This window comes from Megasphaera vaginalis (ex Bordigoni et al. 2020) (genome assembly GCF_900240295.1).
In the GTDB taxonomy this organism is placed as follows: Bacteria; Bacillota; Negativicutes; order Veillonellales; family Megasphaeraceae; genus Megasphaera; species Megasphaera vaginalis.
Genome location: NZ_OEQB01000001.1, coordinates 15,400 through 29,022 on the forward strand (window position 1 = coordinate 15,400; position 13,623 = coordinate 29,022).

General features: G+C 48.5%; 13 protein-coding genes and 1 riboswitch. Of the genes, 1 reads left to right on the top strand and 12 read right to left on the bottom strand.

The genetic code is table 11. From position 1 onward, the window contains the following. Window position 1 precedes the first annotated feature (1 nt). Window positions 2-883 carry an Hsp33 family molecular chaperone HslO gene (hslO, locus tag C0977_RS00080; RefSeq protein WP_101911982.1) on the bottom strand — a complete coding sequence of 294 codons (882 nt, stop codon included), beginning with the start codon at window positions 881-883 and terminating at the stop codon, window positions 2-4. A 148-nt stretch (window positions 884-1,031) separates the two neighbouring features. Here hslO and C0977_RS00085 point away from each other — a divergent pair, with 148 nt between their 5' ends. Beyond that, complete coding sequence (locus tag C0977_RS00085; protein WP_234987516.1) at window positions 1,032-1,436, top strand: DUF6173 family protein; 405 nt, start codon at window positions 1,032-1,034, stop codon at window positions 1,434-1,436. A gap of 141 nt (window positions 1,437-1,577) precedes the next feature. Here C0977_RS00085 and C0977_RS00090 read toward each other — a convergent pair whose 3' ends face one another. The 11 genes from C0977_RS00090 to rpe form a co-directional block, all read right to left on the bottom strand. Continuing rightward, a complete protein-coding gene (locus C0977_RS00090) occupies window positions 1,578-2,015 on the bottom strand; it encodes a VanZ family protein (RefSeq protein ID WP_101911983.1) in 438 nt (145 codons plus the stop codon). Between the two features lie 105 nt (window positions 2,016-2,120). Then, the gene (locus C0977_RS00095) at window positions 2,121-4,025 is read right to left on the bottom strand and encodes a capsule assembly Wzi family protein (RefSeq protein WP_234987517.1); all 1,905 of its coding nucleotides are present in this window, start codon (window positions 4,023-4,025) and stop codon (window positions 2,121-2,123) included. Window positions 4,026-4,352: 327 nt separating this feature from the next. Further along, a complete protein-coding gene (locus C0977_RS00100) occupies window positions 4,353-5,030 on the bottom strand; it encodes a CpsD/CapB family tyrosine-protein kinase (RefSeq protein WP_101911984.1) in 678 nt (225 codons plus the stop codon). Next, entirely contained in the window at window positions 5,018-6,484 is a 1,467-nt protein-coding gene (locus tag C0977_RS00105) for a GumC family protein (RefSeq protein ID WP_101911985.1), read from the bottom strand. The genes C0977_RS00100 and C0977_RS00105 overlap by 13 nt, the downstream gene beginning before the upstream one ends. Before the next feature lie 160 nt (window positions 6,485-6,644). Then, a complete protein-coding gene (locus tag C0977_RS00110) occupies window positions 6,645-7,280 on the bottom strand; it encodes a polysaccharide biosynthesis/export family protein (RefSeq protein ID WP_306306237.1) in 636 nt (211 codons plus the stop codon). 48 nt (window positions 7,281-7,328) lie between these two features. Further along, window positions 7,329-8,117, bottom strand: a complete 789-nt coding sequence (locus tag C0977_RS00115; protein WP_023053512.1) for a tyrosine-protein phosphatase — start codon at window positions 8,115-8,117, stop codon at window positions 7,329-7,331. 34 nt (window positions 8,118-8,151) lie between these two features. Then, entirely contained in the window at window positions 8,152-10,038 is a 1,887-nt protein-coding gene (locus tag C0977_RS00120; RefSeq protein WP_101911987.1) for a polysaccharide biosynthesis protein, read from the bottom strand. A gap of 379 nt (window positions 10,039-10,417) precedes the next feature. Continuing rightward, on the bottom strand, window positions 10,418-10,882 hold the full coding sequence (gene ribE / locus C0977_RS00125; protein WP_023053504.1) for a 6,7-dimethyl-8-ribityllumazine synthase: 465 nt from the start codon (window positions 10,880-10,882) through the stop codon (window positions 10,418-10,420). A gap of 55 nt (window positions 10,883-10,937) precedes the next feature. Further along, window positions 10,938-11,582, bottom strand: a complete 645-nt coding sequence (locus C0977_RS00130) for a riboflavin synthase (protein ID WP_101911988.1) — start codon at window positions 11,580-11,582, stop codon at window positions 10,938-10,940. Beyond that, window positions 11,563-12,702 (bottom strand): bifunctional diaminohydroxyphosphoribosylaminopyrimidine deaminase/5-amino-6-(5-phosphoribosylamino)uracil reductase RibD, encoded by a 1,140-nt coding sequence (gene ribD / locus C0977_RS00135; RefSeq protein WP_101912316.1) that lies wholly within the window; start codon window positions 12,700-12,702, stop codon window positions 11,563-11,565. The genes C0977_RS00130 and ribD overlap by 20 nt, the downstream gene beginning before the upstream one ends. Before the next feature lie 83 nt (window positions 12,703-12,785). Further along, window positions 12,786-12,920, bottom strand: a riboswitch (FMN riboswitch). 57 nt (window positions 12,921-12,977) lie between these two features. Next, entirely contained in the window at window positions 12,978-13,622 is a 645-nt protein-coding gene (rpe, locus tag C0977_RS00140; RefSeq protein ID WP_101911989.1) for a ribulose-phosphate 3-epimerase, read from the bottom strand. Window position 13,623 lies beyond the last annotated feature (1 nt).

The window sequence follows — 13,623 nt, forward strand, 5'->3', positions numbered from 1 at the left end:
ATCACCCCTTATTTTCTGAAAACAACGTTACTAAGTCATCGTGACTGATGACATATTTGCTGCCGCAGTAATGACAGGTCATTTCCACTTGCGGATCCTTCAACAACGCTTCCTTGTCCTCCCGGCGCAACGACAGAAGGACGTTTTCAATTCGCTGCAGAGAACACGTACAGCGCCAGTAAAGAGGCTGGCGGTACAATTCCTTATAATGGAAGCCGTCAAAAATAGTTTCAATCAGCCCTTCGGCATTCTCATGTTCACGTAAATACGTCGTAATCGGCGCCAATCTGCCGAGGTTCGCTTCGATGCGGGCCAAGTCGTCATCGGCAGCGCCGGGCAGTGCCTGCACCAAAAAACCGCCGGATGCGGCGATCGTATAATCCCTGTCGACGAGGACGCCGAGATTGATCGTCGCCGGAATCTGTTCGGACGTATACAGGTAATAAGCCAGATCTTCGGCTATTTCGCCGGATACGAGATCGGACTGGCTCGTATACGTCGTTTTTTCCGGTGTAAAACGGGTGACCGACAGCACGCCGTCCGTGCCGACGGCTCGCCCCACATCAAGCTTGCCGTTTTCCTTCAGCGGCAAGTCTACAGTCGGATGATCGACATAGCCGCGGACGCGATTCGTACGGAAGGAATCGACATGGATAGCACCTAAAGGCCCCTTGCCGTCAAAACGCAGCGACACGCCTTCATGATTTTTGTAATCCCCTGCCAGAAGCAAGGCGCCGGTCATAGCCCTGCCCAAAGCGGCGCAGGCAACGGGCGACAAATGGTGCTGCAGCCGCGCCGTTTCCGTAATCTCCCGGGTCAAGGCAATGGCTACGCGAATATTTTCGTCTGCCGTATAATGGACGATTTGATCTGTATAGCTCATGTATGTAATCCTCTCTTGTAGATTACTTTTTATTATACTACAAGGATATGGCGCAGCGCAAAAATGAGAAAAAAATCAATTTACCGGCAGGAGATTATCGGACCTGTCTGGAATATTGTCAATAAGGAACAGAAAGGTCGGTGATTGGATGACAACAGAAACGGAAATCGCAAAGAATACGGACGCCTTGACCGTCCTTCCGGAAACACTGGCGGAAGAAACCGATGGGGAAAATACCTATTTGGCTTCCGACATGTATCAGCGGATCGTGGCCCTGATCAATAACTTCGAAGCCGAGCTGCCGGACGATATGCAGGCCGGCGGCCGCCTCGTCTCATCAGGCAATATTACTTTCAGCATTCAGGATGTCGGGTACTGGGATCCCAATATGATCGTTTTTTACGGAGAACTGACTGACGGCTCATCCGTCGAACTGGTGCAGCACCTCTCACAACTGAATCTTCTCCTCGTCGCCGTCAAACGAACAGATCCGGAACAACCGCGGCGCATTATCGGCTTTAACACCAAAAATGAACCGGACGTAGGCCCATAAAAAATGTCGTGCAGGATTTTCTGCACGACATTTTTTATCTCATTTCCCACAATGCTGTCAGCGGCCAACGCCGGCTGCGCGCCGCAGACTGGGCGCGCAAAGATATGTCACATCGTAAAACCGCATTAAGCACCGGCAACGTCATTTCTTTTTCCGCAGCCAATACACGAACAGCTGCAAAGCGGTTGCCGCCGTCAGCACGGCACCGCTATCCAAAAACACGTCGGACACTTGGCTGCTGCGGCCGGGGCTGTACAACTGGAGATGCTCGTCGATGACGGCGACAAAACCGCCGATGATGACCGTCAGGAAAAAGGCCGTTCTACGCTTTCCAAAAGCATAAAAGGTGGAAAACAACGCGCTTCCCAGAAAATAAAATTCCGTAAAATGCGCCGCTTTGCGGACAAGATGCTCAGTCAGCGCCAAGGGCTGCGAAATGGTCAACATAGCCAACGCTCGGTTCAAAAAGGCCAGAACCTGGCGACTGACAGCCGTCGAATGCGGCGCGTCGACCAGCGAATTGTGCCAAATAAAACAAATCAAGAGCAAGGTGAGAGCAAAGAAACTAATTTTTTTCATAAAATCTACCCGATACGGTCATAGCAGCCGCACTGCTGAAAATAAACAGGAAATCCGTCCCGCAGCAAAGCCGATGGGACGGACCCGTAAGAATATCTGCCGAACTTAATAACGCCACTGGAGAGAACCGATGGCAAAGAGATTGTTATCCGTGTCGTCGTCATAGTTACCATGTTTCACCTGGGCATATCCCAAGGTCCCGTTGAGAACGACATCGTCACTTATTTTTTTCTGCCCCATAAAAGCCGCTTCATTGACGACAGGATGATACGTCGCAGCTCTGTCCATGTCCATATGCATGACGTAAAATCCGATATATGCTTCTTTCGGGAGATAATGCTTGACGCCGATATAATACTTACGGCTGTTTCTGCCCATGGCGTCGCCGATGATATTATCACTGTAGGTCCAACCGTTCTGATACGTCCAATGCGTATACCAGACAGGCGTCGTCTGGGCGCCTTCAATCGTCATATCCCACGAACCGTCATGGGTCAGCCGCGGAATATACACGCCAAGGCGATACGCTCGTTTCGTCGGCATAAATCCGCCCTGATCCTCGCCGTATACTTCGCCGTACCACTGCACGCCGGGGAAGCGGAGACGGAAGTCGAAACCGGCAATATCGTTCCAGCGGTCAGATTCTGTCGAATCGGCGTTGGTACCGGTCAGCCAATGGCCCCAATCGGATCGACTCAATCCCTTGCCGTCACCGCCAAGCATGGAAACGCGGCTCAAACCGAAGGTAAAATAGTCTGTCGGCGTAAAATCGGCGCGAAGGCCAAAAAGCCCGACATGATCATAATCCTTTCGGCCGAGAGCCTTCGCCGAATCGGAACGATCGCCTTCCAATTGGCCGTAGAACAGGTGGAAATCGGCCTCCCCGAGAAAACGGAAGAAACCGCCTATTTTATGGGGCTTTACCAGGTGGGCCTGAACTGTTGTCAACGGTTTCATATTGTTGCCGAGAAGCAGACTCCCTGTCGCTCCCTGCCCCCAGACCATGGCTTCTTTCCCAAGTTCCCAGGCCATTACGCCCGTACGAGTCTTGATATACCCTTCTTCGAGACCGGCTTTGAACTGCTGATCTTTGTCATAGCTGAAACGGGGACGCACGGCGATAGCCGTTTCGTGACCGATATTACCGGCGATACTGGCACTGACAATGCCGTTTGCGCCGTCTCCGTAGCGATAGCCGTTATTATTCATGCCGAAAGGCTGCCAATGCGCATGGGGCCCGTTATACCGATAAGCGCCTGTCGTACCGCTGCTAACGGCAAGAGCAGCCGTCACCTCACGCAGTTTTAACGTATCCTGTACCGTTTCTCCACGCAAAACGGCTACCTCCGGAGCAACATAAGCCTCGATGGCATGAAGCTGATCAGCCAAATACGGCGGCATTTCCCTGTTGGCAGCAAGCTTTTCCGCTTCTATCGTCCACTCGGCAAACTGCATCCGGCTATACGGCTTAGCGCCTGTCGGCAATGATTCGATATAACCCATGCCGCTCAATTTTTCGAGATACGCATAATAAACAGAATCGACAGGCACATTGGCCGAGGTCCTCATAGCAGCCGGATTATCGGCTTTGACGGACTGCCGTGTATTTTCAGGCACTTCAATAGGAACCGCCGGGCGATACGTATCTGCCGAATTCCGCAACATCGGTTCCGTTCCCGTTACCGGCGCCGCTTGCTGCGTTGTCGCCGTTCCCCTGATTTCATCGATTTCCGGAGCAACATAACTCTCGATCGCGTAAAGACGATCAGCCAGCCCGACAGGCATCGGCTTCGACTGCGCCTTTCCTTCGGCCTCTACAGCCAGCTGCGCCAGCTCCATGCGGCTGTACGTCGCGCCTTCCTCCGGCACCGCCGTAACATAGCCGGCGTCATGCAAACTCTTCAGATACTCATAATACGGGCTGTCAACAGGCACAGCTGCCGCCCAAACACTGCCTGTCCCCAACGCTGCCACAGCAGCCAAAAGAACGGCTGATTTCTTGAATTTCATAGGATTCCTTCTTCCCCTCTGAAATGATAGTTTTCCTTAGTATACCATAAAACGGGATACCCAATAAACTGCATTAGCATATATTTAAAATTTATAAATGTAGGATTACAATGTATGTTACCCCCCTATAGTAAAAAAGAGAGCTTCCTTTGTGTTATGATTTACGTGATTATCCCAAACCACCACAAAGGAGCATCTCTCATGAACGGCTTAACACAAGATATCTGTTTCGTCTATCCCTTCTCACTTATGCTGACGCCCACAGTGTGATTCAGGACTTCCCGTAAGTACCTTCGCACGTTTATCTATCGTCTCCTACAGGCTTATTTATTTTCTATTCTCATCGTAATAATAATAGCCATAACTATTGTGATGCTTCTGAGGAACGCAATTAAGCACAGCTCCCAATATCGTTGCTCCGCTTTGATCAAGGCGTTTCTTCGCTTCCTTGGCCTCATCAGGAGAAACGGCGCCGGATTTTATGACATACACGATGCCATCTACTTTTCTTCCTAAAACGGCAACATCGGTGACTGCCAAAACAGGCGGCATATCGAGAAGAATATAGTCATACGTATCCTCTACTTTATTTAAAATATCAAGCATCGCCGGAGAGCCCAATAATTCCGACGGGTTCGGCGGTACGGGGCCGCTGGGAAGCACATCCAGGTATTCAAAGACATCGCGACTTACAACGTCTTCAAATGCTTCGCCCATGGCAATGCAATTGCTTAACCCTTTATTCGGCAATCCGAACTGCTTATGTTGCCGCGGCTTCCGCATATCGCAGTCAATCAAGAGAACCTTTTTTTTATCCTGTGCCAATGTAATAGCTATATTGGCAATCGTCGCCGACTTTCCTTCCCCCGGCGTTGCCGATGTAAAGCTGATATATTTTAATTTTTTTCCCGCTCCGGCAAACTGCAGATTCGTACGAACGGCGCGATAGGCTTCAGAAACAGGTGATTTCGCGTCATAATGGGCAATGAGGTCTACTTGTGCCATACTTTACTCCTTATCGATTTCATTTTATCCATAATATTCAATGAATCTGTTTCATAATCTTCCAGCGTATTGGCATCAGGAATGATTCCCAGTACAGGAAGCCCCAAATGTGTTTCTACATCATCTGTCGTTCTTATCTTACGATTCAAGAGGTACTTGGCCACCAGATAGCCGCTGCTGCAAAACAATCCCATAATCAAAGCCAACAATACAGTTAATAATTTTCGTGGTTTAATCGGCTTATCCGGCAACGTAGCCGTGTCAACGACTTGTACTTCATTGGGGACCATCACTTCGGCCACTTTCGCCTCTTCCAGTCGTTTCGCCAGCATAATATAGATTTCTTGAGCAACATCAGCATCACGTTTAACGCGAATATACCCTTGCTCCTTAGCCGGCAATGTAGCGATAATGGCATTGTTCTCTGCATCCAGATTGTCTAAGGCCTGCTTCTTGCCCTCTTCGACGGCGATGGCTGCTTCATTTTTGAATTTATCCGCCAATAACCCTTGCTGAACCATATTACTTGATGGGGCCTGCTGCGCGACAATATTATCAATCTCCTGATTTAAAGATGCCCGGACTTGATTGATCTGATTTGTCACTTCCTGCATTTTCGGATGCTCAGCAGTATATTTGCCGGCATAACTCGCTTTTTGCGCCTCTAATTGAGCCAACTGCGTCTTGTACTGTTGAATGGCCGGACTGTCCGCCACACTCTGCCCGGCCGAAGAAAGCTGCCCGTTAACACTGCTTAGTGCCGCTTTAGCCGTTTCCATATTCAGTTGATTCTCAGCCTTTGCCTTGTCGATTTCCGATAGCTTATCTGCTAATGCCTTCATTTGATCGTCAGATGAATATATTTTATTGGCAACTTGATATGCCTGCAGCTTGTTTTCGGCATCTGTCAATTCTTCTTTTGATGACGTTGCTCTCTTTTGCAAAAACTCGCGTATATTCTTCTGTTCGTCATGAGAGAGTTGCGTCAAGCGATTTAAAAACCCCTGTACAATTAATGTATTGGCTTTCTGCGCATCTTCCGGTGTTTTACCGGTTACATCAACTTCCAGAATTTCCGTATCTTTGTACGGTTTAGTGATAATACGATTTTTTACATAATCCTCATAATCCGGAAATGCTCCATCACTGTCCGGTTCTTCCGTCTGCCGAATAACGGGTACAATAACGTTTCTACTTTTTAATATCTCTGCATCAGTATTCATCCGTTGTTTAGAATCCATTCCTCCCCCTGTCGGTAAACTTTCCAAGATGGAACTGCCCAACCCTTTATCCTGCTTGACCCTCAACAAGGAAACGGATTGATATGTCGGCGGTACAATCAGTAAATACAGTCCTGCCGCCACGAGAAACGCAACCGTTACTTTAGCAATGGTCTTCTTATTTTCTATCAAAACATCATAAAGCTCTTTTAAATCTATTACTTGTTCATCCACAGGTTTTATTCACTCCTTAAGTTGAGTAGTTCATAACAAGTATAGCAGCAGCACATGCAATAATTAGTGAAACAGATCTCAGCATCCAGGATCGGCAATAAGCCGCAATATCTCAAACCTGCCAGCCCTAATCAGTGATTTTTTCTATTTAATACCTGCATTAGTTGTTACTATTTATTTTTGAAGCCATATATGCCGCACTGAAGAGAGGTGCAATGTCCCGCGAGAAGCTGATACGTCCGTTACGCGTCAAGTAGAGAATGTCGCCTTCGCGCATTTCATAGTTTTCCGCCATATTCCCTGTTTGCAACATCTTGTTCAAGTTGATCGTAATGATCTTATTCGTATTGTCCTGATGGATGAGATAGATTTTTTTCTTGCCCGTATCCCAGTTGAAACCGTCGGCAGCGCCAATAGCATCTATGACAGTATGCCCTTTCGTCAGCTCATATGCGCCGGGCTTATTGATTTCTCCGAAGACATAGACCCGAACGCCGCCAAGTTTGACAATGTTGACGGCTACATCGGGATTAATAATATACCGCGACAATCGCTGCGCTACGGTATCCGTAAATTCGTTCACCGTCATGCCGTTGGCATAAATCTCTCCTGCCAGCGGAATAGATACCTTGCCGTCAGGTCGAATCTGGTACGGTGTCTGTTCACTGCTTGTCGGTGATGTGCTCATGCTCTCTTCCTGTGTCACCATAATACTCAGCTGGTCGCCGGGACGCAAGGTATAATCAGCGGCCCACGCTGACATCGCCATAGATGCCGCCAATGCCGTAATGGCCATTATTTTTTTTCTCATCTATAAACCTCCCCGTTTGGTTATATTCTTTTATTATCCGAATAGTCTGGAAAAAAAACCTTTTTTCTGTTTTTTGAAACAATCCGGTACGGTGGGATAAAAAAGCTTATGACGAACGATATTGTCCGCATTGCGGCAACAGGAATCCCAAAACGCAGCGCTCCCCGTAAACTTGCGTATCCCCTCTTCCGCCGCACTGGTGTCGGGATTACGCCAATCCGTACGGTGCGCATCAGAGCCGAGAAAACAAATCATCTGATGACGATAAAGCAATTCGGCCCGCTCCTTTGCCTGTTCACCGAATTGCCCGATAAAGCTGCCGGCATTGCACTGTGTCAATACGCCCTTTTGCATCCATTTCAATATCCGTTCGGGATGCGTCATGATCCGGTCATACCGCTCCGGATGCGCCAAAACCGGGATATATTCACGCAGCATGAGCTCATACAAAAGTGATTCCGTCTGTTCCGGGTCGCTTTGCGGCGTCAACTCCGTCAATATATAATGACTGCCGTTCAAGCAGTACCTCGTTTCGCCCTTCCCTAAGAAATCCAACGTCGTATAATTCAATTCCACTTCGGCGCCGGTATGAACACGGATCGGTATATTCGCCTGAACGGCAGCTTCCCGAAGTTCTTCCGTCCGCGTCACGATGTCTTCCCAGTGGGGAACGATACCGCGACGATTGACATGGGGCGTAGCAAAAATGTCCGTCGTCCCCGCCTCGACAGCCATTCGCAGCATGTCCAGGGACATTTCCTGAGAGCGAGAACCGTCGTCACCTTCAATAGTATACAAAATATGTGAATGCAAATCTATCATGATAAAAATACCTCTTCAGCGTTATATTCTGCCTTCAGCGATTTCCCACATCAATTTCTTCAAAGTTTTGCAATAGATTTCGATTATCGGGCGTATGATTAGGGTTGTAAGTAGGAATGATTTCTTGTAAAACATGAATAATATCTTCCCCCGTATTACACTGGCCAAAAGATTCTATCTTTTCAAACAGCCACTTTCCATTTACTTCTTCCAAAGGAGCTTCGTAAATTTTTTCATATTGAGTTTTTTCCACTCCTTCTTCTTTTGTCAACAACTCTTCATATAACTTTTCTCCAGGGCGCAGTCCCGTAATCTTGATTTCTATATCTTTGCCCTCTTCATAACCGGACAAACGAATCATATTTTTCGCCAAATCCATGATCTTAACAGGTTCACCCATATCCAATAAAAACAACGCCCCTCCCTTACCGATAGCGCCTGCTTCCAACACCAACTGACTCGCCTCCGGTATCGTCATAAAATACCGAGTCATTTCAGGATGTGTTACGGTAACCGGTCCGCCCGCTGCGATTTGCTTTTTAAACAAAGGTACAACACTGCCGCGGCTACCAAGGACATTACCAAAACGAACTGTTACATATTCTGTTTTATAATGTCCGTTCATAACACGAATAACTTTTTCTGCAACCTGCTTCGTTGCCCCCATAACACTCGTCGGGTTTACCGCCTTATCGGTTGAGATCATAACAAATTTTTCCACGCCATACTCTCCGGCAACTACCGCCACGTTTCTTGTGCCGTAAACGTTGTTAGAAATAGCCGCCCGAGGCTGTCGTTCCATAAGAGGTACATGTTTATGTGCCGCAGCATGAAAAACAACTTGCGGACGATGTTCTTCAAACAAGCGTCTTAATTCTTCTTTATCACGAATACTGATAATAGCCGGTATCAGTCTATTCTTGCCATATAATTTGGACAACTCTTGATAAATAAGATAAATACTGTTTTCTCCATGTCCTGCTAAAATGAGTTGTTGCGGATTCATACGCATAATTTGACGACAAATTTCGGAGCCAATGGAACCGCCTGCACCGGTAACAAGCACACGCTTGTTCTCTAAATATGCAGCAATTTTCTTAAAATCCAATTGAACCGGTTCTCTCTCCAACAAATCTTCTACTGATACAGGGCGCAAATTGGAAACAGAAATATCGCCATTCAGAAACTGGTATATTCCCGGCAAAATTGTCAACTTACATTGCTTTTCACGAACACAAACATCGGTTATTTCTCGAATTGTCTTTGTCTTTGCAGAAGGCATGGCAATAATTATTTCCCGTATATTATTTTCATTTACAATACGGGAAATATCACTCCTTGTTCCCAATACTTTTTTCCCCTGAATAAACATGCCCTGTTTATTCGGATCATCGTCAATAAATCCGCTTACCTCTCTGTTGCCGCTATGATAGTACGCAAGTTCTCTGGCTAACATATTCCCTGCATCTCCTGCTCCTATGATTAAGACAGGAAAATGGGCAGTACTGCTAGCAGCCAACATGTGCCTCATTTCACGGAGAATGATATAGTGAAGTATAACTCGTTCAAAACAAATAACTCCAACAATGAGAATATAAGAAATCAAAAAATAAGAACGAGGCAGAATATATCCAAATGCAGAAACGATACACCAAAAAAAAGCTACCCCCAGCGAAGATGCTAAAATAATATCTTTTATCTCATGAAGGCCCAAGTAACGCCACATACGCGTATACAGCCGAAATATCAGCAGTGGCAACACGTAAGCTACCACGATTGCCGGTAAAAGGTGGACAACAATTAACGAGTAGGGATTATCTAAAACGTTGTCAAAGCGCAAATAAAGGGAAAAAAAAGCAACAAATAAAATGGATAATATATCCAAAGATAATAAAAAAAACGGCAGTAAATATTTTCTCATTGTCATCTTATCCTTAAAAACAATAAATTGATCAATAATCAGAGATAGAATAAATTCTTATATTAATACATAACTTATTTAATTTTAACACGTATACTAGCACATGAAAAGACCAAAACCGAAGAGCATTTGTAAAAGGCCCCGAATTCATTCGTTTATTGATTTATAAGTATAGCACATTTCTTCTTACAATGTAGAGTAAAAATACAGTAAAGAAAGACCGGCGTTTTCACGCTGTTCTGTACGTTAAGCCGTTACAGGAAGTTCATTTCCGATTTCTTTTCATTCAGTTTTCATAGTATAATCAAAATACGTATAATCATGCAATAACGCTCCGACCCAATTGTTCTGAGCCGGAGCGTTATTGCATGATCGTATCTTAAATTTCTTTCAATAAATTTGCCATTTCAATGGCTGCCGTGGCTACGTCGAAGCCCTTGTTTCCCGCCTTTGTGCCGGCCCGTTCTACGGCTTGTTCGATATTTTCCGTCGTAATCACGCCGAAGAGAACGGGGACGCCCGTCTTTAGGGACGCTTGGGCAATGCCCTTGGCTGCTTCATTGCAAACGAGGTCATAGTGGCTCGTGGCACCGCGAATGACGGCGCCGAGGCAGATGACGGCGTCATACTTGCCTGATTCGGCCATTTTCTGCGCTACCAGAGGGATCTCGAACGAGCCGGGAACCCATGCCGTCGTAATATCGTCATCGTTCACGCCGTGACGGTGAAAAGCGTCATAAGCGCCGCCGAGAAGACGGCTGCCGATGAATTCGTTGAAACGGGCGACGACGATGCCCATCTTTAAGCCTTGACCGAGTAAATTACCTTCTTTGATGTGTGCCATAGTGTACACGCTCCTATCTTTATCGTTTATGTATGTATTGTCAGAGAGTTAACTCTTAAAAACCATTTTCCAGCAGTGACTGCAGCGACAGCTTGCCCTTGCCCCGCGCCGTATAGTCCGCCGTAAAATTATGGACGTATTTGCCGATCATATCCGTTTCCAGATTGACGACGGCGCCGACTTTTTTCGTGAGCAACGTCGTATTCGCCATGGTGTGGGGAATGACGGAAACGGTAAACGCCTCGGCGGAAACAGAGGCAACGGTCAGGCTGATACCGTCGATAGCAATGGAACCTTTCTCGACAATGAAGGGTGACAGTTCCTTTTCAATGGCGATTGTCAGCACGCGGGCAATGCCGTCCGTAGCGATCTGCTGTATGCGGCCCATACTGTCGATATGGCCGCTGACGATATGTCCGCCCAAACGGCTGCCGAGCTGCAAGGCCCGTTCCAGATTCACCTGCGAACCGCTGCGGATGTCGCGCAGCGACGAACGGCGCATCGTTTCGTGCATGACGTCGGCAGTAAAAGAAGACGCCGTCATCGTCGTAACGGTCAGGCAGACGCCGTTGACGGCAATGCTGTCGCCGATCTGCGTTCCTTCCAGCACCTTCTTCGCTTCAACAGTCAGCCGAATGGAATCGGCCTTGCGGTCCATGGCGCCGACAGTTCCCAATTCCTCAATGATTCCAGTGAACATACGTTCCCTCCCGTTCCGCGTTATACGCCGTAATCAGGATATTCCCGTCATGAATCTCGGCATTTTCATACGTAAGCGTCATACATTCGTCAAGGCTGTCGACACCCATGCCGCCGACCGCTGTCGTCGCCTTCTCACCGCCGATTACTTTATTGCCGATAAAGGCATACACCTTGTCGACCAGTTTATGATCGAAGAAACTGCCGTGAATAGTACTGCCGCCCTCTACGAGAATGCTCCTAATGCCTTCTTCCCGATACAACAAGTTCAGGGCCGCCGGCAAATCGACGCATTTTCCGTCGTGAAGCGGCGCCAGCAGAATTTTGACACCTGCTCGCTTCAAAGCCCGCATCTTTTCGACGGGGCATAAGAAAGTCGTCACGACGATCGTCGTCGTCGTCTTGTCGGTAACGACTAACGACTTCAGGGAGATTCGCCCCTTTGTATCGAGAACGACACGGATCGGCTGATGCGGCGCGTCGTGATCGTCCCGCCTGATGCGGCTCGTCAACAGAGGATTGTCGGTTTCCACTGTGTGAATGCCGACGAGGATCGCGTCGTAAGTCGAGCGGAGATAATGCCCGTGCGACCGCGCCCAGTCATTCGTAATCCACTGCGACCGCCCCGTCCGTGACGCCGTGCAACCGTCGAGACTCTGCGCCAGCTTCACGGCGATAAAAGGCTTTTCGACAAGCATGTTCTTGATGAAAACTTCGTTCAGCTGCGCCGCTTCTCCCGATAACAGGCCGATCTCTACGGGAATGCCGGCCTGCCGCAGAATGGCGGCCCCTTTACCGGCTACAAGAGGATTGGGATCCAGCATGGCCATGTATACCTTGGCAATGCCGTGTTCGGCCAGCGTCTTGGCGCACGGCGGCGTCCTGCCGTAATGGGAACACGGTTCCAAGGTCACGTAAGCAGTTGCACCGTTGGCGGCTTCACCTGCTTCACGCAGAGCCCAAACCTCAGCATGCGGCGTGCCGGCCTGATGATGGTACCCCTTTCCGACGATCCTGCCGTCCTTGACGAGAACACAGCCGACAGCCGGATTGGGCGTCGTGTAGCCGAGTCCGAGCCTTGCCAGAGCCAGTGCTTCTCTCATGTATTCTATCGGTTCCAACACGTTCCTTCCTTTCGGTATCATATAAAAAAAGGCTATTGGGAGCTGTTCCAATAGCCTTTTAAGCACAACAAAAACAAGCCTGCCGTCTTTTTCCATCCAGACTGTACTGTCGGTACCGAAATCGCATCGGTTCAACCTCCGAAGGAGGTTAGCGGACTATGACCGCCGGTCAGGAATTGAAAGCGTCGCTTTCGCACCTTGCCCCAAAGACTATATGATACGTATAGTATTTACAGAAAAATTATATCATAAAGGCATACGCATGACAAGTATTACCGCAGCGCAGCAATGGCGGCCCGCCTGTCTGCGGCGCCGAAAACGGCGCTGCCTGCAACGAGGAAGGTCGCGCCGGCGGCTTTTACGGCAGCGGCCGTATCCGCATTAACGCCGCCGTCGACTTCAATAACAGCCGTTTTATTGCCGACTGCCGCCAGAAGATCTCCGGCCTCCTTGATCTTGGCGAGGGTGTACGGAATGAACCGCTGACCGCCGAATCCGGGATTGACGCTCATGATCAGGATCATGTCGAGAAGCGGCGCCACGCACTGCAAGGTTGCTACCGGCGTCGCCGGGTTCAGGGCCGCGCCGGCTTTCATGCCGGCTTCGTGAATCTGCTGCAAAAGACGATCCAGATGAGGACAGGCCTCCTGATGAACAGTTACGTACGTCACGCCGGCCTTGGCCAAACCGTCAACGTACGTTTCCGGATGCTCCACCATGAGATGAGCGTCGAGCGGCAGTGTCGTACAATTCCGCAACTTGGCGATAACCGGCACGCCGAAGGTCAGATTGGGAACGAAATGGCCATCCATCAGATCGAGATGAATATAGTCCGCCCCTTTGGCTTCCACGTCCTTGATCTCTTCGGCCAAGCGTGAGAAGTCGGCAGATAAAACAGAAGGTCCGATGTATATCATT